General features: G+C 66.6%; 21 protein-coding genes. 9 read left to right on the top strand and 12 right to left on the bottom strand.

Annotated elements, in window-relative coordinates; translation table 11 throughout:
- Nucleotides 1-116 precede the first annotated feature (116 nt).
- On the bottom strand, nucleotides 117-557 hold the full coding sequence (locus NBT82_RS06775; protein ID WP_251330791.1) for a hypothetical protein: 441 nt from the start codon (nucleotides 555-557) through the stop codon (nucleotides 117-119).
- Between the two features lie 2 nt (nucleotides 558-559).
- Entirely contained in the window at nucleotides 560-1900 is a 1341-nt protein-coding gene (locus NBT82_RS06770) for an SLC5/6 family protein (RefSeq protein WP_251330790.1), read from the bottom strand.
- 306 nt (nucleotides 1901-2206) lie between these two features.
- Between NBT82_RS06770 and NBT82_RS06765 the strand changes: the two genes are divergently transcribed.
- The 5 genes from NBT82_RS06765 to NBT82_RS06745 all read left to right on the top strand — a co-directional run bounded on the left by NBT82_RS06765 (nucleotide 2207) and on the right by NBT82_RS06745 (nucleotide 6968).
- Entirely contained in the window at nucleotides 2207-3313 is a 1107-nt protein-coding gene (locus NBT82_RS06765) for an S-methyl thiohydantoin desulfurase family protein (protein ID WP_251330789.1), read from the top strand.
- Complete coding sequence (locus tag NBT82_RS06760; RefSeq protein WP_251330788.1) at nucleotides 3310-4869, top strand: hydantoinase/oxoprolinase N-terminal domain-containing protein; 1560 nt, start codon at nucleotides 3310-3312, stop codon at nucleotides 4867-4869. The genes NBT82_RS06765 and NBT82_RS06760 overlap by 4 nt, the downstream gene beginning before the upstream one ends.
- Entirely contained in the window at nucleotides 4870-6015 is a 1146-nt protein-coding gene (locus NBT82_RS06755) for an S-methyl thiohydantoin desulfurase family protein (protein WP_251330787.1), read from the top strand. It begins immediately after the preceding gene.
- A 115-nt stretch (nucleotides 6016-6130) separates the two neighbouring features.
- A complete protein-coding gene (locus NBT82_RS06750) occupies nucleotides 6131-6562 on the top strand; it encodes a universal stress protein (RefSeq protein ID WP_251330786.1) in 432 nt (143 codons plus the stop codon).
- A gap of 121 nt (nucleotides 6563-6683) precedes the next feature.
- On the top strand, nucleotides 6684-6968 hold the full coding sequence (locus tag NBT82_RS06745) for a DUF7545 family protein (protein WP_251330785.1): 285 nt from the start codon (nucleotides 6684-6686) through the stop codon (nucleotides 6966-6968).
- Here NBT82_RS06745 and NBT82_RS06740 read toward each other — a convergent pair.
- Complete coding sequence (locus tag NBT82_RS06740) at nucleotides 6965-7777, bottom strand: ZIP family metal transporter (RefSeq protein WP_251330784.1); 813 nt, start codon at nucleotides 7775-7777, stop codon at nucleotides 6965-6967. The two genes, NBT82_RS06745 and NBT82_RS06740, sit on opposite strands and share 4 nt — an antisense overlap.
- Before the next feature lie 139 nt (nucleotides 7778-7916).
- Here NBT82_RS06740 and NBT82_RS06735 point away from each other — a divergent pair, with 139 nt between their 5' ends.
- Together NBT82_RS06735 and NBT82_RS06730 are read left to right on the top strand one after the other, a co-directional pair.
- Nucleotides 7917-10007: an acetate--CoA ligase family protein gene (locus tag NBT82_RS06735; RefSeq protein ID WP_251330783.1), complete on the top strand. Its 2091-nt coding sequence runs from the start codon at nucleotides 7917-7919 to the stop codon at nucleotides 10005-10007.
- Nucleotides 10004-11071: a phosphotransacetylase family protein gene (locus tag NBT82_RS06730; RefSeq protein ID WP_251330782.1), complete on the top strand. Its 1068-nt coding sequence runs from the start codon at nucleotides 10004-10006 to the stop codon at nucleotides 11069-11071. The genes NBT82_RS06735 and NBT82_RS06730 overlap by 4 nt, the downstream gene beginning before the upstream one ends.
- Nucleotide 11072: 1 nt before the next feature.
- Here NBT82_RS06730 and NBT82_RS06725 read toward each other — a convergent pair whose 3' ends face one another.
- The gene (locus tag NBT82_RS06725; protein ID WP_251331366.1) at nucleotides 11073-12179 is read right to left on the bottom strand and encodes an aminopeptidase P family protein; all 1107 of its coding nucleotides are present in this window, start codon (nucleotides 12177-12179) and stop codon (nucleotides 11073-11075) included.
- Nucleotides 12180-12283: 104 nt separating this feature from the next.
- Between NBT82_RS06725 and NBT82_RS06720 the strand changes: the two genes are divergently transcribed.
- Nucleotides 12284-13438, top strand: a complete 1155-nt coding sequence (locus NBT82_RS06720) for a DUF7544 domain-containing protein (RefSeq protein ID WP_251330781.1) — start codon at nucleotides 12284-12286, stop codon at nucleotides 13436-13438.
- Here the strand turns inward: NBT82_RS06720 and NBT82_RS06715 are convergent.
- Nucleotides 13420-14220, bottom strand: coding sequence for a CBS pair associated ParBc domain-containing protein (locus tag NBT82_RS06715; protein WP_251330780.1), 801 nt, complete (start codon nucleotides 14218-14220; stop codon nucleotides 13420-13422). The genes NBT82_RS06720 and NBT82_RS06715 overlap by 19 nt on opposite strands.
- A gap of 74 nt (nucleotides 14221-14294) precedes the next feature.
- Entirely contained in the window at nucleotides 14295-15752 is a 1458-nt protein-coding gene (locus NBT82_RS06710) for a DHH family phosphoesterase (RefSeq protein ID WP_251330779.1), read from the bottom strand.
- Nucleotides 15753-15839: 87 nt separating this feature from the next.
- On the opposite strand from NBT82_RS06710, the gene NBT82_RS06705 reads away from it, so the two are divergent.
- Nucleotides 15840-16214 (top strand): DUF7522 family protein, encoded by a 375-nt coding sequence (locus NBT82_RS06705; protein WP_251330778.1) that lies wholly within the window; start codon nucleotides 15840-15842, stop codon nucleotides 16212-16214.
- 1 nt (nucleotide 16215) lies between these two features.
- On the opposite strand, the gene NBT82_RS06700 is transcribed toward NBT82_RS06705, so the two are convergent.
- From NBT82_RS06700 to NBT82_RS06675, 6 genes are read right to left on the bottom strand one after another with little or no spacing between them, the layout of a single operon-like run.
- On the bottom strand, nucleotides 16216-17718 hold the full coding sequence (locus tag NBT82_RS06700) for an NADH-quinone oxidoreductase subunit N (protein ID WP_425601778.1): 1503 nt from the start codon (nucleotides 17716-17718) through the stop codon (nucleotides 16216-16218).
- Nucleotides 17718-19250: a complex I subunit 4 family protein gene (locus NBT82_RS06695; RefSeq protein ID WP_251330776.1), complete on the bottom strand. Its 1533-nt coding sequence runs from the start codon at nucleotides 19248-19250 to the stop codon at nucleotides 17718-17720. The genes NBT82_RS06700 and NBT82_RS06695 overlap by 1 nt, the downstream gene beginning before the upstream one ends.
- Nucleotides 19247-21274, bottom strand: a complete 2028-nt coding sequence (gene nuoL / locus NBT82_RS06690; protein WP_251330775.1) for an NADH-quinone oxidoreductase subunit L — start codon at nucleotides 21272-21274, stop codon at nucleotides 19247-19249. The genes NBT82_RS06695 and nuoL overlap by 4 nt, the downstream gene beginning before the upstream one ends.
- Before the next feature lies 1 nt (nucleotide 21275).
- Nucleotides 21276-21578 carry an NADH-quinone oxidoreductase subunit NuoK gene (gene nuoK, locus NBT82_RS06685; protein WP_251330774.1) on the bottom strand — a complete coding sequence of 101 codons (303 nt, stop codon included), beginning with the start codon at nucleotides 21576-21578 and terminating at the stop codon, nucleotides 21276-21278.
- The gene (locus NBT82_RS06680) at nucleotides 21578-21952 is read right to left on the bottom strand and encodes a proton-conducting membrane transporter (protein ID WP_251330773.1); all 375 of its coding nucleotides are present in this window, start codon (nucleotides 21950-21952) and stop codon (nucleotides 21578-21580) included. The genes nuoK and NBT82_RS06680 overlap by 1 nt, the downstream gene beginning before the upstream one ends.
- Complete coding sequence (locus tag NBT82_RS06675) at nucleotides 21949-22221, bottom strand: NADH-quinone oxidoreductase subunit J (RefSeq protein WP_251330772.1); 273 nt, start codon at nucleotides 22219-22221, stop codon at nucleotides 21949-21951. Before NBT82_RS06675 ends, NBT82_RS06680 begins: the two co-directional genes overlap by 4 nt.
- Nucleotides 22222-22232: the final 11 nt, after the last annotated feature.

Here is a 22232-nt window from a genome sequence, read left to right as displayed (position 1 = left end):
GCGTCGTGACCGGCTCGCACCCTCGGAAACGCCTTCGAATCGACGGACTCCGGTCGTGAATCCCTCGTTTAGAACGGCGAGAAGTCGGGAGTCGAATGGCGGGTCGAGGCGGTCTCTCAGATGGTCAGCCGGGCACCCGCACGAGTGATGCTCCGATGGAGGTTGTACACGCCGATGATGGCCCACGCGAGCCCCACGAGCATCGCCAGCGAGAACCACACGGTCGTGACCTCGAAGAAGGGCGACGGATAGATCGCCAGTGCCGCGATGGCGATCGAGAGGAGCAACCAACTGTGCTGGACGACCACGTTCCCGGCGTCACGGAGGTCGGCTCGCTTTCGCATCCGCGTGGGGAGGGTCCCGGCGATGACGAGTTGTGCGGCAGCGACCAACACCGAGATGAGCGCCGTCCACATGTTGCTACTCCACATCAGTGCGGCGACGACGGCCAGAACCACGGCGAGTCCCGCCGAGAGGTACGCGAGACGGACCGACACCGAGAGGAACTCGTCTCGACTCAGATCGTCCGCCTGTCCCTGTGAGAGCGTGATCCCCATCGTCAGTCACCCCCCACCGAATCGCGACCGTCGCCGCCAGCGACGTTTTTGTGGATTTCGGGGCTCTGTCCGCTCTGATCGATCGAGGTCGATCCGAGTTCCGTCGGGATGTCGACAATGTCGGCGCCGTACATGAGCACGACGTGGAGCGTCGCCGCGATCAGGAGGACGTTGACGCTGCCGATCCCGCCGCTCATGTAGAAGCCACCGAGATAGGCGCCGAGGACCCCGGCGACCCAGCCGGGCCACACGACGAGTCCGAACTCCTGACCCGGGGCGTACTCGTATCTGTCGCCGAGGCTCGTCCCCTTGAGCCAGCGATAGATGTAGAAGTCGGCGAGGATGACGCCCGCCGCGGCCGGAATGACGTTGCCGAGCAGTCCCAGGAACGCGACGAACGGGTCCATGGAGGCGCCGGCCGAGAAGCCGACGTAGGCCGCGATCCCGGTGCCGATGATCCCCTCCAGAACCACGATGAACTTCTTTTTCAGCGGCACGAACAGCGACCACGACAGGGCACCGACGTACAGGTTGTTGTCGTTCGTGCTCCAGAAGCCGAACAGCGCCATCAGGAACACGCCGAGCCCGAGTCCGGCGCCGAGCATCACCTGTGCGAAGTCGCCCTGTCCGGTCGTCAGGGTCATGATCCCCGCGCCGACGACGACGATCGGCATGAAGAGGAAGATCTGGACCGCCCAGGCGGTCGGGGCGAACCAGGATCGCTTCGCGTAGCGGGCGATGTCCATCGTGATCGAGGCTCCGACGATGTACGAGCCCACGACGATCGTCACGCCCGTCCCGATCGTGGCCCCGGGATCCTGGGGGGACATCGCGAACAGCTCTCCGATCGTCGACGTGGCGTCCAGTCCCACCATGATGCCCGCGATGGCGAGCAGGAAGAACATCGGGACTGCCAGGTAACTCAGGATCGAGAGTCCGCCGTAGCCGTAGTAGGCGGTCGCCATCATCAGGATGCCGCCCCAGATGGCCGCGATTCCGACGTCACCTAGGAACGTGTTCGGCGCCAGCGCGTTGATCGTGACGCCGAACAGCCACGTCTCGAAGGCGAACCAGCCGATCCCGCTGGGGATGCCGCTGATCACGACGCCCCAGATCCACGCCCCGATGTACCCGAACGGATACCGCATCGTGATGTACGTCGAGAGGGACGTGAGCCCCCCGATGTAGGCGAGCCCCGAGCCCACCACTGCGAGCACGATACTCGCCAGGACGGCGATGATGATCTGCTCGCGAAGGGCGAACTGCGTTCCGATGCTCGTCCCGACCGCGATGAACGCGAACACGGCGAGCACCCCCGAATACACCAAGAACACGTTTAGCATACTTCTCTTTTCGTCGTCCGGTACTGGTACGAGGGCGTGATCCCCGATATCGTCGCGCCATGAGCTAGTGTCAGACATTGACACGCTTGCATTGGCGCCCTATGAAAAATATCTTTTGATCGCATAGTCGTTTGTTGTATTGGAAGCTCGATAGATGAATAAATCATAGAATAATACGTGTAGGATAGGTTGTCAAACCAAACTTTATATGATTTTAGAGAACGAACGTGTTCTTCGTGAACGGTGGATCGACGATGAGATCCGGACCAAGCCGATTAGTACCCGGGGGGAGTCAGTAGTCGACCGATGCGCGAACTGACCAGCGAGCATATCGAATCCATCGCCACGGGCGCGGCCGTTCTCGGCACCGGTGGCGGTGGGGATCCACACGTGGGTAAACTGATGGCCAAGCAGGCGATCGAGAAGAACGGGCCAGTAACGCTGCTCGATCCCGAAGAGGTCCCCGACGATGCGCTCGTCGTTCCCTCGGCGATGATGGGCGCACCGACGGTGATGCTCGAGAAACTACCGCGCGGGACGGAACCGGTCGAGGCCTTCGAAGCGCTCGAGCGATACGTCGGACAGGAGGCGTACGCGACGATGAGTATCGAAGCCGGCGGGCTGAACTCGACGATCCCCCTCGGCGTCGCCGCGACACTCGACGTACCGATCGTCGACGCCGACGGAATGGGCCGCGCGTTTCCGGAGATTCCCCAGACGACGCTCACCCTCGGCGGGATCGACGCGACGCCGATGTCGATGGCGGACGAAAAGGGAAACTCGCTGTTCTTAGAGACCGTCGACAACGCCTGGACGGAGACGTTCTCCCGGTCGATCAGCGTCGACATGGGTGGCTCCGCGATGATCGCCATCTACAGTCACACCGGCGCGGAGACCAAAGCGCACGCGATCCACGGAAGCCTCTCGCTCGCCGAGGAGATCGGTCGGACGATCCGAACCGTCGACGAACGCGCGGCCGCCCCGATCGAGGTGTTGGCCCGGGAGTTCGACGGTCATCACCTGTTCTCCGGCAAGGTGACCGACGTCAAGCGACGAACGACCGAAGGCTTCGCGCAGGGGACGGCGACGATCGAGGGACTCGACGCGTTCGACGGCCACGAACTCACCCTCGAGTTCCAGAACGAATTTCTGATCGCCGAAACCGAAGACGAAATACTGGCGACTGCACCGGACCTCATCTCCATCATCGAGAAGGAGACCGGTCAGCCCGTGACGACGGAGGAACTGAAATACGGATACCGGGTCGACGTTCTCGGTCTCGAATGTGCCGACCCGTGGCGAACGGCAGCGGGCATCGAACTCGGTGGCCCCGCCTTTTTCGGATACGAGACCGAGTACGTTCCCATCGAGCAGCGGGCGGCAACCAGCGACATCATCCACACCCCATCATGAGCTACAGAATCGGTATCGACGTCGGCGGCACGAACACCGACGCCGTCGTCCTCGACGAATCGGATCGTCTCATCGCGAAAACGAAAACGCCGACCACGGAGGACGTCACCGGGGGCATCGTCACCGCGTTGGAGGAGGTACTCGGCGACGAGTTCGACAGGACCGCCGTCGAGTCCGTGATGTTGGGTACGACCCACTGTACGAACGCCGTCACGGAACGACGGAACCTGAATCAGGTCGGGGTCATTCGAGTCGGGGCCCCTGCGACGCTAGCGATCCGGCCGCTATTGGAGTGGCCCGACGACCTCGTGGGCGCGATCGGCGGACACACCACCATCGTCGAGGGTGGCCACGAGTTCGACGGCGAACCGATCACCGACCTCGACGAGACCGCGGTGCGTGAGTTCTGTCGTGAGAAGGCCGACGTCGTGGACAGCGTGGCCGTCACCTCGGTCTTTTCTCCGGTTCGGGACGATCACGAACGGCGTGTCGCCGAACTCGTTCGGGAGGAACTCGGAGAAGAGATCCCGGTGTCGCTGTCGAGCGAGATCGGGAGCGTCGGACTCCTCGAACGCGAGAACGCGACCGTCCTCAACGCCGCACTGACGGGGGTCATTCGGGAAGCCAGTACGGCGTTCCGGACCGCCATGGACCGGCACGACCTCGACGCCCAGTTCTACTTCGGCCAGAACGACGGGACGCTGATGGGCGTCGACTACGCCGAACGGTATCCGATCTTCACCGTCGCCTGTGGACCGGCAAACAGCATCCGGGGGGCCGCGTACCTCTCGGGACTCCGGGACGGAATCATCATCGACGTGGGCGGCACGACCACCGACGTCGGCGCGCTCTCCGACGGCTTCCCCCGTGAGAGTGCCGTCGCGGTCGAGATCGGCGGGGTCAAGACCAACTTCCGCATGCCCGACCTGATCTCGATCGGACTGGGTGGCGGAAGCATCGTTCGCGAGGAGGACGGCGACGTCAGCGTCGGTCCGGACAGCGTCGGCTACGAACTCGAATCGGAGGCGCGCTGTTTCGGCGGTTCGGTGACGACGGCTACCGACGTCGCGATCGAGTTGGGTCGGGCCTCGTTCGGAACCACCGACCCCGAACTGCGTGACGAACTCGTCGCGGCCGTGAGCGACGACATCGTCGAACGCGTGGAGCGAACGATCGACGAGATGAAAACCAGTGCCGGCGACGTCCCCGTCGCCGTGGTCGGCGGCGGAAGCATCCTGCTTCCGACCGAGCTGACAGGGGCCTCGGAGGTCGACAAACCCGATCACTACGACGTGGCCAACGCCATCGGTGCGGCGATCGCTCAGGTCTCCGGGCACGTAGACCGGGTCTTCTCGCTGGACGATCAACCCCGCGAGGAGGCGCTGGCGGAGGCAAAGCGCCTCGCTCGGCAGGACGCCGTCGAGGCGGGGGCCGATCCGGACACCGTCGAGATCGTCGATCTCGAAGAGGTTCCCCTCTCCTATCTTCCCGGCAACGCCGTTCGACTGCGGGTGCAGGCCGCCGGCGACCTCCGCGTCGAAGGGGAGGAAACGTAGATGCGCGAAGTGACGACCGAGGATATGGAGAACCTGTCGGTCGGGGCGGCCGTCCTCGGAACCGGCGGCGGTGGGGATCCACACGTGGGCAAACTGATGGCCCAACAGGCCATCGAGGAGTACGGCCCGGTGACGATGCTCGATCCCGAGGAGGTACCCGACGACGCCCTCGTGATCCCGTCGGCGATGATGGGTGCGCCGACGGTCATCCTCGAAAAACTCCCCGAGGGCAGGGAGGCGATCCGGTCGCTCGAACGACTCGCCGAGGAGTTCGACCGCGAGGTGTTCGCGACGATGCCGATCGAGTGTGGCGGCATGAACTCCACGATCCCGTTCACCGTCGCCGCCCGGACCGATCTCCCCCTCGTCGACGCCGACGGGATGGGCCGTGCGTTCCCGGAACTCCACCACGAGACCTGGAACGTCTACGGTGTCGACGGTACGCCGGCCGTCATCTCCGACGAACAGGGCGACGTGTCCCTGTTCGAAACCGGGAGTAATCGTGTCCTGGAGAGTTTCGCCCGGGCGGTGACGATCGAGATGGGCGGGGCCTCGTTCCTCTGTGACTACCCCATGTCGGGGACACAAGTCAAGGAGACGAGCATTCCGAACACGATCAGCCTCGGCATGGAGATCGGCGCCGCGATCCGTGATCCACCGGAGGGAGATCCGATCCGGGCACTCCAGCGGGTGACCGCCGACTCGAACTACGGACGGGCCATCGAACTGTTCGAGGGAAAGATCGTCGACGTACAGCGCCGGACCGAGGGCGGGTTCGCGGTCGGTCACGTCGACATGGACGGCCTGAACGAGGACGACGGAAGCCGACTCCGGATCGAGATCCAAAACGAAAACCTGATCGCTCGTCTCGACGGCGACGTCATCGCGACCGTTCCCGACCTGATCGTCGTCCTCGAACGCGAAACCGGGCGGCCGGTGACGACCGAAGCCCTTCGCTACGGATACCGAGTCAGAGTGTTCGGCATCCCGACGCCGGAGATCATGCGGACGTCCGACGCACTGGACGTCTGGGGGCCGGGATACTTCGGCTACGACGTCGAGTACACCGAACTCGAGCGACGGTATCCCGACTTCTACCGCGAACACGGCGTCCCGGCAGAGAAGCGCCACCTCCTGTCCGAGTAGCTCCGCCCCCGTTTCGCGTCGCCGGAACTCCGTACGCCCCGCCTCACTCCTCGACGGTTCCCACGAGATGCGACCGGTCAAAGCGCTTATATGATCCATGAGTGTACGACCACACATGTCAGATAGGATTCTGGTTCCCATCGACTCGTCGCCGCTGTCGATGAAGGCGCTTCGGGATGCGCTGACCAACCACAGCGACGCGGAGATCCACGTGATCTACGTGGTCGACCCGCCGGATCCGACGTTCCCGCCGTGGGAGGAGCCATCCCTCGGGGAGGGCGCACGTGACCGCTGGGAGAACTTGACGGCGGAACTGTTCGACGACGCGCAGGACGTCGCCGCGGAGCACGGCGTCGAACTGACCACCGCGATGCTGGTCGGCAAGCCCGCGCGGAAAATCGTCGAGTACGCCGAGGAACACGGGGTAACCCGGATCGTCATGGGGAGCCACGGGCGGTCGGGTGTCTCCCGGATACTGCTCGGCAGCGTCGCCGAGGGGGTGATCCGCCAGTCGCCCGTCTCGGTCACCGTCGTCCGGGAGGACTGACGGCTCCGCCGTGTTCGGTGGAACGGTCACCGGTACTCCCGTGTGAACCCAACGGGCGTTCGACGCCCGAGGGGCGCACGGATTCCCACACGTCCTTATACCGTGGGGCCGCAGTAGCGCCATGGTCGACACCGAGACCTACACCATCGAGGGGCCGGACGGCGACGTCGACGAACTGGAACTCCCCGCGGGGCTGGTCGATACGCTGGCCGAGCAAGGCGAGGACTCGACGACCGTGGTCGCCGAGATCGCGCTGCTCTCCTTTGTCCAGCGCTCCCACGCCATCGTCCACCACGCCGACGGTGAGGTGCCGGCGGACCTCGAGGCCATCAACGAGAAGGCCGAGGAACTGTTCGAGGAGCGCTTCGGAATGACCTTCGAGGAAGCGACGGGCCACAGCCACTAAACGAACAGGAGCGGCAGCATCGCGAGGACGCCGGTCACGACGCCAAACAGGAGTTCGCGGCGCCCACCGCCGGGCAGACCCTCACCGATATCGAGGGCCTCCGGGACGAACTCGGTGACGACGAGGTAGACCATCGCCCCGGCCGCGAAGCCGAACCCGACCGGGAGGAACTCCCGGGCGACGCGGACGAACAGGAAGGCGATCACCGCACCGATCGGCTGAGGGAGACTGGAGAAGACCGCCCACCAGACCATCTTCCACTCGGAGACGCCGAGTGTCCGGAGGGGGATCGATATCGCCACGCCCTCCGGTACGTTGTGGATCGAGATGGCGACGGTCATGAACACGGCGAGCAACGGGACGGCGAAGCCGAACAGGCCAAGCGTCGTTCCGGCGGCTTGCTCCAGCCCCAGATCGGCGAAGGAGACGCCGACGGCGACACCCTCCGGGAAGCTATGGACGGTCAGCACTCCGAGGATGAGCAGCAGTTTCCGGAAGTCGGCCTCCTCGTACGTCTTCGGACTCACTTCGTACCCCTCGATCACTTCGTGGGCGACGACGACGAGTACCACGCCCGCGATCAACCCGGGAACGATTTCCAGCGGCGAGTCGGCGGCCGACAGGCCCTCGAACACCAGGCCGAACACCGACGCCGAGACCATGATCCCCGAGGCCAGCCCCCACAGTACTACGTTCCAGCGATCGCTCACGTCGTCGACGAGGAAAAACGGGATCGCTCCCAGCCCCGTCGCTAGTGCCGTCACCAACCCCGCGAGGAAGACGAAGATCAGGTTCCCGAGCAGCGCCATCGGTCGATTCGAGAACCGCGACCCGGTTAAATATTATCATATTCTCGATATATTTGGTCGGCCTAAACCGCGGGCGGTCCCACGGGACGACGGGAACCGGCCCACGCATTTATACCGAGGCCGATGAAACCCCGATTCGATGGGAGAGCTATCCGCGCTGTTCGCGCCGGACCGCGTCGCCGTCGTCGGAGCGACGGAACGGCAGGGGTCCGTCGGTCGTGCACTCGTCGAGAACCTCGCCGAGTTCGACGGCGAGGTGGTTCCCGTCAACCCGAACTGCGAGACGGTTTGCGGCCTGTCGACGGTCGACGGCGTCGGCGAGGCGGGTGCCGATCTGGCCGTGGTGGCGGTGCCGGCGTCGGCAGTACTCGACGTCGTCCGCGAGGCCGCGGAGGCGGGCATCCGAAACGTGGTCGTCATCTCGGCGGGGTTCGGCGAGGCCGGGGGCGAGGGCGTCGCCCGCGAACGCGACCTGACTACCCTCGCCGACGAGTACGACCTGAACGTCGTCGGGCCGAACTGCCTCGGGGTCATCAGCACGCCGGTGGGGCTGAACGCCACGTTCGCGCCACGGATGGCTCCCACGGGGGCGGTGTCCTTTCTGAGTCAGTCGGGGGCGTTCGTCACGGCCGTCCTCGACTGGGCGGCGGACCACGGCGTCGGCTTCAAGGACGTGGTGTCGCTCGGTAACAAGGCCATCCTCGACGAATCGGATTTCGTCGACACGTGGGGCGACGACGAGGAGACGGACGTGATCGTCGGCTATCTCGAAGCCATCGAGGACGGGCGTCGGTTCGTCGACGTGGCCCGGGAGGTGACCCGCGAGACACCCGTCGTTGTCGTGAAGTCCGGGCGGACGGAGGCGGGGGCACAGGCCGCCTCCTCACACACCGGGGCGATGGCCGGCCGCGATCGCGCCTACGAGGCCGGCCTCCGGGAGGCGGGCGTCGTCCGTACCGACACCGTTCAGGACCTCTTCGACGCCGCGCGCGTCCTCGCGGGCCAACCAGTCCCCGAGACCGATGGTGTCGCCGTCGTCACGAACGCAGGTGGCCCGGGCGTGATGGCGACCGATGCCGTCGGCGAGGTGCCCCTGTCGCTCGCGGAGTTCGAAAACGTGACGCTGGACCGCCTCCGCGACTGCCTGCCCGAGGGGGCGAACGTCTACAACCCGGTTGACGTCATCGGCGACGCCGACAGCGATCGGATGTGTACGGCTCTCGATGCCGTCCTCGCGGACGACGCCGTGGGTGCGGCGGTGGTCATCGCCGCCCCCACCGCGACCCTCGATTACGACGATCTGGCCGCCGACGTGGCCGACCTCCAGGCCAGCCACGGCCTGCCCGTGACGACGTGTCTGATGGGGGGCGAGCGCGCGCGACGGGCCGAGGACGTCCTCGAAGGGGCGGGCATCCCGAACTACTTCGACCCCGCGCGGGCGGTCGGGAGTCTCGGGACGCTGTCGCGATACCGCGAGATCCGCGAGCGGGAACCGGCAACCCCGACGACCTACGACGTGGATCGAGAGGCCGCCCGCGCGGTACTCGAACGGGCACGTGACCGCGGGACGACCCGCCTCGGCGTCGAGGCCATGCCGCTGCTCGACGCCTACGGCATCCCGACGCCCGCTGGCGAGGTCGTCGACTCCCCGGTCGAGGCGCTCGACGTCGCCGAGAGGATCGACGGCCCGGTCGTTATGAAGATCGTCAGCCCGGACATCCTCCACAAATCCGATATCGGCGGCGTCAAGGTCGGCGTCTCTCAGGAGGCAGTGTACGACGCCTTCGAGGATCTGGTCACCCGGGCGCGCAACTACCAGCCCGATGCGACGATCCTCGGCGTACAGGTCCAAGAGATGGTCGAGATGGACGCGGGCGTCGAGACCATCGCGGGCACGAACCGCGATCCGCAGTTCGGACCGCTGGTGCTTTTCGGCCTCGGGGGCGTCTTCGTCGAGGTGATGGAGGACACCGCGCTCCGACTCGCGCCGCTCGCCGAGTCGACGGCCCGCGAGATGCTCGACGAGATCGACGCCGCCCCGTTGCTGTCCGGCGCACGGGGGCGCGATCCGGTGGACAAGGCGGCCGTCGCCGAGACGCTCGGCCGCCTCTCACAACTCGTCACCGACTTCCCGGCCATCCTCGAACTCGACGTGAACCCGCTGGTGGCCAATCCCGATGGCGTACAGGCCGTCGACCTCAGACTGACCGTCGATCCAGACTCGCTATGAACACCGTACTCGTCACCGCGACCGGAGAGAGCACAGGCAAGACGGCCGTCGCCATCGCGCTCGGCCGCCACGCACAGGATCGGGGCCTGAGCGTCGGTTACATGAAACCGAAGGGGACGCGCCTCCAGAGCCAGGTCGGCAAAACGCTCGACCGCGATCCGATGCTGGCGCGCGAACTACTCGGCACCGACGACGAGATGCACGAGATGGAACCGATCGTCTACTCACCGACGTTCGTCCGGAGCGCGATGGAGGGGCGAGAGCGCCCCGAGGAACTCCGCGAGCGCGTCCGTGAAGGGTTCGACACAGTCGCCGAGGGGCGGGACCTGATGCTGGTCGAGGGCGGCGGTCGGTTGACCACCGGCGGCGTCGTCGACCTCACCGACGTCGACGTGGCCGAGTTGCTCGACGCCGAGGTCGTGCTGGTCGCCGACTACGCGACGCCGCCAGACATCGACGAGACGCTGGCGGCCACCCGCCGACTCGGTGATCGGCTCGCGGGCGTCCTGTTCAACCGCGTCTCCGACGCCGTCTACGACGAGGTAGAGAACCTCGTCGCGCCGTTTCTGGAGGAGAAGGGTATCCCCGTCCTGGGGGTGCTGCCCCGCGAAGCGGAACTCGCGGGGGTGAGCGTCGGCGACCTGGCGGACGAACTCGGCGCCGAGGTGCTCACAGACGTCCCCACCGACGGCGTCGTCGAGCGGTTCCTCGTCGGGGCGATGAGCGGCGAGGAGGCGCTTCGCTTCTTCCGCCGGACGAAAGACGCCGCGGTCGTCACGGGCGGCGACCGTACCGACATCCACACCGCCGCGCTCGAAGCGCCGGGCATCAAGTGTCTGGTGCTCACCGGTGGTCGACGCCCCCCGTCGACCGTCCTCGGCACCGCCGCGGAGAAGGGCGTTCCCATCCTGCTTTGCTCGACCGACACCCTCACGACGCTCGACCGCGCCGAGGAAGTCGTCCACAGCGGCCGCACCCGCGACGAGCGCACGGTCGAGGTGATGGGGAATCTGTTGACCGATCACGCCGACGTCGGCGCGCTGCTCGGATCGACGACGGAGTAGGTCAGCACCGCCAGCCGCGATCCGTCCGATTCAGGCGGTCGACGCCGTCGTCGGTGACCACCACGAGATCCTCGATCCGGACGCCGAAGCGATCCGGGAGGTAGATCCCGGGTTCGACGCTGAAGACCATCCCCGGTTCGAGTTCCACCTCGCCGCCGGCGACGATGTCGGGCGCCTCGTGAACGTCGAGGCCGACGCCGTGACCCGTCCGGTGGACGAACCGATCGCCGTACCCCGCCGCCTCGATCACCGACCGCGCCGCACGATCGACCGCTCCCGTGCGGACGCCGGGATCGACCGCCGCAACCCCGGCCGCCGTCGCCTCTCGAACGACGTCGTGGACGGTCTCGAATGCCGGCGGTGGATCGCCGGCGAAGACGACCGTCCGGGTCTGATCGCTCGGGTAGCCCGCCACCCGCGTCCCGAAGTCGAGAACGACCGGATCGCCGGGGCGGATCTCGCGGTCGCCGGTCGCGTGGTGCGGATCGGCGCCGTTCGGCCCCGCGGCGACGATGGTGTCGAAGGCGACGCCCGTCCCGCCGTGGGCGTCCAGTCGCTCCTCGACGAACGCCGCGAGTTCCGCCTCCGTCCGGCCCACGGCGTCGGCGCCCAGGGCGCGGACGTCCGCCATCGCCGCGTCCGCCGCCTCGGCGGCCGCACGCAGGTGGTCGAGTTCCCGGTCGTCCTTCCGTCGCCGGAGCGGGCCGAGTACCTCGCTCGCGAGGCCGAACGACGCCGCCGGGAGGCGCTCCCTGAGGTCGAGCGAGACGGCGGCCCACATCCGGTCCGCGAGGAGGACGCGAGACGGCGACAGGTCGTCGAGGACCGGATCGAGGACCGGATCGGGACCCGTCTCGTCGGCCCACGTGCGCACGTCGTCGATCCACGTGGCCTCGCGGACCGACGGGGCCTCGAGGGCCGGCACCACGAACGTCGGATCGCCCCGTTCGGGCACCACGAAGAGGAGAAGGCGGTCGCTGGGGTCGCGGTCGACCCCACTCAGGTAGTAGAGGTCCTGCCCGGGGGAGAGGGCGAGTGTGTCGGCGTCGGTACCGGGAGCGGCCAGTCGCGACTGGACCCGCCGAGTCCGGCGTTCGAACGGCGTCATGGCCGCCCGTTCCCGCCGCGCGAATAAAGTCGCGTCGCCGCGGTCGTCTCCTAACGGGAAGCCGACCCCCTGTATTTTTGTCATCAGACTGCGGGGTTGTAGGTATGCCCTCCTGGTACGCCATCGCCGCCCTGTCGGACGCCCGTGACGCGACCGAATCCCTCCTCCGTCCCGTGGATCGTGGCCGCTGGCTGCGCCTCGCGCTGATCGCCCTTTTCGTCGGCGTCGGCGGCGGCCTCCCGTCCGGCGGCGGGAACGCCAGCCTCCCCTCCGGGAACGGAATGCCCTCCGAGACGCCCTCGTTCCAGCCCCCGGACGTGGGATCGGTTGTGGCCGTCGTCGTCGCCATCCTCGCCGTGATCGTCGCGATCGCGCTCCTGTGGGGTCTCGTCGGCGCCGTGATGGAGTTCGTCCTCGTGCGGGGACTGCGCGACCGCGAGGTGTCGATCCGGGAGCCCTTCCGCGAGGAGTTCCGGCCCGGCCTACGGCTGTTCGGGTTCCGGATCGTCGTCTCCGTCCTCACGCTCCTGACCATCGCCCTGCCCGTCCTCCTCGTGATCGTTGGCGGGGTCGGTCTCTCACCGATCCTGCTGGTGTTGCTGGTGCCGTTGCTCGTGCTCTTCGTCGCCGTCGGGATCGCCACGAGCGTCGTCCTCGGTCTGACGACCGACTTCGTGGTGCCGACGATGCTGACCGAAGACCGGGGTGTTCTCGACGCGTGGCGGCGGCTCTGGCCGACGCTGCGGACGAAATGGAAGCAGGTCGCCCTCTACGTGGTCGCGAAGTTCGTCCTCGGGATCGTTGTGAGTCTCGCCGTGAGCATCGTCGTCCTCCTCGTGGCCGTCGCCGTCGCGATCCCGTTCGCGGTCGTCGGCGGACTGCTGTTCCTGGGTCTGAACGCGGCGGGGGCGGGCCACGCCGCCTGGTTCGTGCTCGTGCCGCTGGCGGCGCTGTTCGTCCTCGCGATGATCGTGCTCGGACTGCTCGTGCAGGTGCCCGCACTCACGTTCGTTCGCTACTACTCGCTGTCCGTCCTCGGCATGTTGGTCCCCGAACTCGATTTGGTCGGCGTCGAACGGCCGGACGGTGACGACGGACCCGAAGACGGCGACGGGACTGACGGTGACGACGGACCCGAAGACGGCGACGGGACTGACGGTGACGACGGACCCGAAGACGGCGACGGGACTGACGGCAGTGGCCCGACGACGGCGGTTCGCGGGACCGGCGTCCCGGCCGCCTATCCGTCCTCTTCCTGAAGCCGCTCGGTCGTCTCGATCAGCGGGTGACGCGCGTAGTCGACGACCGAGATGTCGTCGATGGAGGCGAGACCCTCCTTTTTTGCGGTGCGTTCCATCCCGAGTTCGAGGTCGGCCCCCTCGTCGATGACGATGACGTAGGCGTCCATCTCCTCGATGTCGAGGCGGTTGGCGGCCATGACCCGGTGGTGGCCGTCCGCGAGGAGGAGCGTACCCTCGTTGTCGATGACGACCAGCGGTTCCGCCAGCCCGTGTTCGAGTTCGTAACTCCGGCCCTGCAACTCGTCGGCGTACACCCGCGCCTGCGTCGGGGTGAGATCGGAGAGCCGGATCCGACGGCGTTCCTCAACGGCGTCGATGTCGTGGATCTCCTCTAAGGTGTGGAGGAGTTTGTCGACTTTCTTGGGCGTCGCCCGCTCGATCTGACTCCGGATCACATCGGTGTTGGAGATGATCCCGACGAGGTTGTCGGCGTCGTCGACGACCGGGAGCTTCTGGATGCCCGACCGGAGGATCACCCGCGCGGCGTCGTCGACTTTCATCTCCGGGTGTGCGACCACGAGGTCGTCGGACATCACGGTGAACACGAGGGCCTCGTCGTCGGACAACAGTAGATCACGTGCGCTGATGAACCCCTCCACTCGGCGGCCATCGGTCACCGGGAAGCCGGTGTGGCTCTCGCTCTCGACGATGCGCCGCGACACTTCGGCGACGGAGTCGTCGGGCGAGACGGTCGCCACCTCACGGGTCATGTACTCCTCGACGGTCGCGTTGTCGGCCATCGGCGCGTGATACGTAGCCGACTCTCAAAAGGGTGGTCGTCGCGGTGCGAGACGTCGGCGCGGGGGTCGACCCCTCACCCGTCGTCGGCGAGCGGGAACTGAAAGACGATGTCGTCGTCGTCGGGATCGCGGGACGGGGCGCTCGGGGGGCTCTCGAGCACTTCGAAGATGCGCTCGGCGATCACCTCGTCGACGACCTGTGTCAGCGAGTCGGTCGACTCCTCCTCGACGGAACCCAGAATGCCGAGCGGGATCTGTGCACCGGCCATATCGGCGTGGCCCCCCGCACTCCCGATGGCTCCGAGGGCGGCACGCAGGACTTCGCCGAGGTCGACGTCCGTCGCTCGGGCGCGACCGGAGACGAACACCGTCTCGTCCATGAAGCCGTAGACGACGACGATACGGATTCCGTCCATATCGAGCAGTTTGTCGGCGGCCTGTGCGAGGGCGTCGCGGTCGTGGATGCGGCCGACGCCCGTTGTGAGAACGTTTCTCCGGACGTCTCGGTTCCGAATCGCCGCGGCCAGCGTCGACAGAACTTCGGGAGTCACGTTCGGGGATTCGACCCGTTCGAGCACCGACTCGTCGACGTAGGACTGGAGGAACGCGGCGGCCTCGAAATCCGCCTCGACGGCCTCGCGGGTGAACTCCCGAGTGTCGATTCGGATGCCGTACAGGAGCGCGGTTGCCACCTCGCGACCCGGATCGATGCCGAGTCGGTTCAGGTACTCCGCGAGGAGCGTGCTCGTTGCCCCCACATCGCTCCGCAGGTCGACGTAGCGCGCCTCGACTGGCGCCCGTGGGGGGTGGTGGTCTACGACCACGTCCACGGCGGTGTCGGGATCGAGCCCGTCGTTCACGCCTGGGCGAGAGTGATCGACCAGTGCCACGCCCGCATACTCCTCGATCCCCTCGTCCGGGCTGAGGTTACAGAGGTCGAGTTCGAGCAGATTCACCAGCGCGCGGTTCTCCTGATGGGAGATGTCGCCGTAGTAGCAGGCGTCGGCTTCGACACCGACCGACTGGGCGATGTCGGCCAACGCGAGCGCCGAGGCGATCGCGTCGGGATCCGGGTTGTTGTGCATCACGATCGCCAGTCGCCCGTCGATCCCCCGGAGGACGTTCAGCAGTCGCCACACCCGCTCGGCCCCGTCGCCGGTCACCGCATCGAGGAGGTGCTCCGTCACGATCGCGCGGGCGTCGACCACCCGGTCCGCGACCGAGGCCAGCGCGTCCGCGGGGCCGTCGCCGTCCGTGACCGCCACGAGCAGGGCGTCGGGGAACGCCGTTCGGGCCTGCTCGGCGGCAGCGACGCCGCGGTCGGCGTCGCCGAGAACGAGCACCACGTCGGCCGTCTCGGGATAGGTCTCCGGATCGGCCGGGTCGCCGTGGACCACCTCCGTGGTCGAGTCGAGGCCGTCGGTTTGGGGTCCCTCCGGTGTGACGATCCTGAGTTCGCCTCCCCACGTCGAGACGACGCCGACGACCCGTCCCCCGTCGCGGCCACACCCTAGCACCAGCCGCCTAACCATGGCGGTGGGTGACGCTGGGTCCCCAAAATCCTACCGTCACGCGTCGCCGATGGAGTTAACCCGCTCTGTGACGTGGTACCACACATCATGAGCGAGCACCGTGACCTCGTCGATCCGGCGCTCGAAGAGCAACTGGTGAGCGCCTGTCGAACCGCCATCGGCGACAGTCTGCGAAGCGTCGTCTACTTTACTCCCGACGAGTACGAGCAGGTGTACCTCCGGGCGGATCTGGAGGCCGACGCGGACCTCTCAGGCTGGGTCGAACACGAGGCGGCAGGATTTCGCGCACAGATGGCCTACGAGGGAAGCGAACTCGGGGAGTACCAGTATACGCTCCGCGTCTTCGACAACGGGTTCGTGACGCGTGTCGTCGAGGGGGATCATGGCGTGTTCATCACCACCGACGGCATCACCGTGATGCGCTCGAAGGAAGTAACGCGGGCGATCGGATCGGTGCTCTAACCTACGCGAACAGTGCCGTGGCGGCGCTCTGTGCCGTCTCGACGACGGGTCCAAACGCCGGCAGGAGCAGCAGCGTGCCGACCGCCGCGACCATCACCGCGACGTAGAGGCCGAGCGGCGTCGCACCGAGGTCGAAGGATCCGGTGGGATCCTCGATCCACATGGCTTTCACCACGCGGGAGTAGTAGAACAGCGACAGCGCGCTGTTGATCGCGCCCACGGCCGCGAGCCACCAGAAGCCGCCCTGGATCGCCCCGTAGAAGAGAGCGTACTTCGAGAGGAAGCCGCCGAAGGGCGGCAGGCCAGCGAGCGAGAACATGAACACCGTCATCGCCAGGCAGGCGACCGGTGCCCGCGTCGCGAGGCCGTTGTAATCCTCGAAGGTCCGACCGATCTCCCAGTGTTCGACCATGGCGATGAACAGGAAGGCGCCGGTGTTCATGAAGCCGTAGACGAGCAGGTGGGCCATGCTCGCACCCATCACGTTGCCGTTGGGACCGCCGCCCGAGAGGGCGGCGAGGCCGATCAGCGCGTAGCCGGCGTGTCCGATCGAGGAGTACGCGAGCATCCGCTTGACGTTCTCTTGGGTCGCCGCCGCGAAGTTGCCGAGCGTCATCGTGACGACGGCCAGTACCGCGAACAGGAGCGGCCAGTCGATGCCCATCGGGACGACGGCGTCGATGGGGAAGGCGACGGCGAACACGCGGAAGGCGACGGCGAAGCCGGCCGCTTTCGACGCCGAGGATAGGAAGGCACTGATGGGGGCCGGAGCGCCCTCGTACGCCTCCGGCGCCCAGAAGTGGAAGGGCACCGAGGCGGTCTTGAACGCGAACCCGCCCGCGATCATCACGATACCCACGCCCGCGACCCCGACGAGGTCACCGGCCGAGCCGACGGCCGACGCCACCTCCGAGAGTAGGAGCGATCCCGTGACGGCGTAGACGAGCGAGATGCCGAACGCGAACACCGCCGAGGAGACCGCGCCGACGAGGAAGTATTTCAGGCCCGCCTCGACGCTCCCGCGGTTCTTCTTGAGGAAGGCGACGAGGGCGTACGAGGGGAGCGAGGCGAGTTCGAGGCTGACGAAGACCGTCGCCAGCGACCCCGAGGACGCCATGAGGCTCATCCCCGTCGCCGCGAGCATCACCAGCGCGTAGAACTCCGCCTGGTAGGTTCGATCCTGCAGGTAGTCGTAACTCGCGAGCGACACCATGGCGGCGACGCTCGCGAAGATGACGGTGAAAAAGAGGCTCAGACCGTCGACGACGATGGAGCCACCGTAGAGTTCGATGGCGCCGCCCTCCTGGCCGGTCCCCGCGAGCAGGAACCACCCGGCGACGGCGAGCGTCAGGACCGAGCCACCGACAGCGGTGCCCGCGAGGACCGCCGGCCGCGTCGAGTCGGGGTCGATACTGTCGATGAACAACAGGACGAGCGACGTCAGGCCGAGCAGTAGCGTCGGCGCGACGGCCGTCCACGTCGGCAGTTGTGTCTGAATGGGGATCACGAGAGGTCACCTCCGAAATCGAGGAGGGGATCGACCGCGTCCTGGATCATCCCGAAGAAGAGGTCGGGAGCGACTCCGAGGACGATGATCGTCACGAGCAACACCGCGAGGGGGACCGTCTCGTGGAGCGATGCTGGACCGACCTCGTAGTCGGTCTCCAGGCGGAACGACCCGAAGAGGGTCCGCTGCATCGCGAAGAGCAGGTAGCCCGCGACGACGACGATGCCGAACATCGCGACGGCGGTAAAGAGCGGCATGGCCGCGTGGACCGTCGACGCGAAGGCTCCCTTGAAGATGAAGAACTCGCCGGCGAAGCCGGCCATCAGGGGCAGGCCCATGTAGCCGAAGGCGCCGGCGACCAGGATGCCCGTGGTGACGGGCATCCGGTCGGCCATCCCCGACATGTCGCCGACCATCCGGGTGTGGGTGGTGTTGTACATGACGCCGACCGACATGAACATCAGGCCCGAGATGAGGCCGTGGGCGATCATCTGGAAGGTGGCGCCACCGACCCCGTAGGTCGTGTAGGCGATCAGCCCGAGGATGACATAGCCCATCGAGGAGACCGACGAGTAGGCGACGATGCGCTTGAGGTCCTGCTGGGCCAACGCGAGCATCGCGCCGTAGATGACGCTGATCACGGCGATCAGTGCGATAGGCACCGCGAACTGCGTCGCCGTCTCCGGCATCATGGTGAAGTTGAACCGGAGCAGGGCGTACGTCCCCATCTTCAGGAGGACACCGGCCAGCATCACGGACACCGGCGACGGCGCCTCCACGTGGGCGTCCGGCAGCCACGTGTGGAAGGGGACGATGGGCACCTTCACCGCGAACCCGAGGAACATCGCCACGAAGGCGACGCTCCGCAGGGTGGCGGCGGGGACCCCGAACAGCGAACCGAGTTCCCCCGCTCGGAGTGCCCCCGCGATAGCCGGCATATCGAGCGACGACACCGAGTCGCCGAGACCGAACACCAGCGCGATGAAGCCGATGAACATCGCGAGCGACGCGATGTTGGTGTAGACGAAGAACTTGATCGCGGCGTACTTCCGTCGCGGACCGCCCCAGACGCCGATGAGGAAGTACATCGGCAGGAGGACTGCCTCCCAGAAGACGAACCAGACGAAGAAATCGAGCGCGGTGAACACGCCGAGTAGGTTCGCCTCCATGAACAGCATCAGCCCGTAGAACTGGGACTGACGGTCGTCGACGGACGCCCACGCACTCACGATGGCGAGCGTCGAGAGCAGCGTCGTCAGCACGACGAGCGGCAGGGAGATGCCGTCGACGCCGACGTGCCAGTTGAGCGTGTAGCCGCCCAGTTCCAGCCACGGCACCGTCGTCTCGAACGCGACCGACCCGCCCGTGAGGGCGTTCCCGGTCGCGTCGAAGCGACTCCACATATAGAGGCTCCCCACGACGGGGAGCAGACTCAGCGCCGCCGCGAGGCGGCCGGCCCACTCGTCCGGGGCCAGCAACACGCCCATCGAGGCGACGAACGTGATGGCGATCAGCGCTTCGATGATCATGCGAACCACCCTCCGAGAACGCCGAAGGCGACGAGCAACGCCGTCAACCCGAGGGTGAGGAGCGCGGCGTAGTTGGTCACCAGCCCGGTCTGAATCCGCCGAATGCGGCTCCCGGCGAACAGGCTCACGCTAGAGACGCCGTTGACGACGCCGTCGACGACGCCTTGGTCGAACTTGTCGGCCAGCTGGGACAGCGGCAGGACGACCGACTCGGCGAGCCAGACCTGATACTCGTCCTGGTAGTAGTTGTTGTACCACAGCGTCTTCACCGCGCCGAGCTTCTCAGTGTGCTCGGTCGGTTCGTCGACGTTGTAGAGGACGTGCGCGGTGACCACGCCCGCGAGTGCGAGCGCCAGCGACACCGCGCCGGCCACGTACGACGCCACGTCGGCGGACGTGTAGTGTGCGTAGTCGTGGAGCAGTTCACCGTAATGCTCGCTGGTCAGCGCCGAGATCTCGCCGTGGGCGAGCCAGTCGTGGAGATACTCCGGCGGGAAGCCGCCGGTCAGGTCGTGGAGCGGCACCATGTTGACGAAGCCGACCGTCGCGGCGAGCACCCCGAGCACCACCAGCGGCCCCTTCACGTTCCACCGTACCCCGTGGGGATCGCGGGCTACCTCGGTGCGGGGTTCGCCGTGGAACGTCAGGAACACCATCCGGAAAGTGTAGAAGCCGGTGAAGAAGACGGCCACCAGCCCCATCGCGTAGCCCGCGAGGAGGAGCGGCGAGCCGTCGAGTCCGTGTATCAGGGCTTCGTACAGCACTTCGTCCTTCGACCAGAAGCCGGCGAAGGGGACGATGCCGGCGAGCGCCAGCGACCCCGAGAGGAAGGTGTAGTAGGTGACGGGCATCTCGTTTTTGAGTCCGCCCATGTTCCACATATCCTCGTCGTGGTGCATGGCGATGATGACCGCGCCGGCGCCGAGGAAGAGCAGCGCCTTGAAGAAGGCGTGGGTCATGAGGTGGAAGGTCGCGGCGACGTAGCCGCCGGCGCCCAGTCCGAGCATCATGTAGCCGTACTGCGAGATGGTGGAGTAGGCGAGCACCTGCTTGATCTCCCGTTTCACGACGCCCATCGTCGCGGCGAAGAGGGCGGTGAACCCGCCGACCAGCGCGACGATGCCCAGCGCCGTGGGCGAGAGCGCGTAGAAGCCGTACATCCGCGCGACCAGATAGACGCCGGCCGCGACCATCGTCGCAGCGTGGATGAGCGCGGAGACGGGCGTCGGACCCTCCATGGCGTCCGGGAGCCACGTGTGAAGCGGGAACTGCGCGGACTTGCCGATGACGCCACCGAGGATCAGTAGGCCGAGGATCGTGAACCACGTCTGTGGCGCGAAGCCGAAGGTGGTCACGGCTTCGGCGGAGCCGGCGAGTGCCTCCTCGGCGAGCACCGGGAACGCCCCTTCGCCCGCGAACTTCGCGGTGCCGAAGGTGGCGAAGACGGCGACGACGCCGACGAGGAAGAAGTAGTCACCGAAGCGGGTGACCAGGAACGCCTTCTTCGCTGCGCTCGGCGGGCCGTCCTGTCGGAACCAGAAGCCGATCAGGAGGTACGAACAGAGCCCGACCAGTTCGAAGAACATGAACGCCATGAGCAGGTTGTCGGCGACGACGAACCCGAGCATGGAGGCGGTGAAGAGGCCGAGGCCGGCGTAATACCGTGGCAGGCCAGTCTCGCCTTCGTCGTTCATGTATCCGAGGCTGAACACGTGAACCAGCAGTGCGACCAGCGAGACGATGAGCAACATCATCGCCGCCAGCGGATCGAGCAGCAGGCCGAAGGTGAGCGTCGTCGTCCCCTCGCCTACGCCCGCAGCCCACGTGTACAGCGTCTCGTTGTAGACGTTGCCGGCGCTGACGGTCAGGAAGACCCACGCCGAGAGGACCAGCGATCCGGCAGTGGCGGCGATACCGCCGAACGCGCCGCCCTTGGGGAGGTACTTCCCGCCCGCGAGCGAGACGAGGAACGAGAGGAAGGGGAGAAGGACGATGGCTGGCGCGTAGTCGAATGCTCCGGCCATCTTACCACCTCATCCCCTTGGCCAGCGTCACGTCCACGTCGTCGAAGTTGCGATACAACACGAGGATGATGCCGATGCCGACCGCCACCTCGGCGGCGGCGAGCGCCATCACGAACAGGCCGAACGTCTGGCCGGTGACGTTGCCCCAGTACGCGGAGAACGCCACGAGGTTGACGTTGGCCGCGTTCAGCATCAACTCGACCGACATCAGGAACAGGAGCGCGTTCCGCCGGGTCAGGATGCCGAACAGGCCGATACAGAACACCGCCGTCGCCAGTAGGAGGTACCACTGGACCGGAACCATCAGCGGTCACCTCCGTCGTCGGCGTCGGTGTCGGCGAACTGGTCACGGACCTGCCGGCCGCCGTCGGCCAGCAGGGCGACGATATCGCCGTCGCTCTCTCGTCGGGCGAGCATCACCGCGGCAACCAGCGCGGCCACGAGGACGGCGTCGATGATCTCGAAGGCGACGAGAAAGCCCTCGCTCGGGACCGATCCCATATCGAGGTTGAACATCGCGTAGCCGATACTCGCCGTGATACTTGCGTCCGACGCGAACCCTTGCGGGGCGCCGAACGAGGCCCGGAGAACGACGGAGGCGATGACGACGAACAGTGCAACCGCTGCGAGTCCGGGGAGCAGGTGCGACCCGGTGCGCAGTTCCGGTTTCGACGTCATACCTCGTTCACCTCCGAGGGCTGTGCCGCTGTCGATTTCGTAAGCATCACGGCGAACGTGATGAGGATCAGGACCCCGCCCACGTAGACGAGGATCTGCATGGCGGCGAGAAACTCCGCCTGTAACATCACGTAGTGTACCGCGACGCTCAACAGGGCGCCGCCGAGGAGGAGTGCGGAGTGCCACACGTCCTCGACGAGGACGACGCCCAGGCTGCACCCCAACGTCACGATGGAGAACAGCGCGAACGCGATCGTTTCATACACCATTGCTTTGAGTG

Source organism: Haloplanus sp. HW8-1, from assembly GCF_023703795.1.
Lineage (GTDB): Archaea > Halobacteriota > Halobacteria > Halobacteriales > Haloferacaceae > Haloplanus > Haloplanus pelagicus.
Note: the sequence above shows the minus strand (reverse complement) of the source record. Positions and strands in the feature narration are given on the sequence as shown.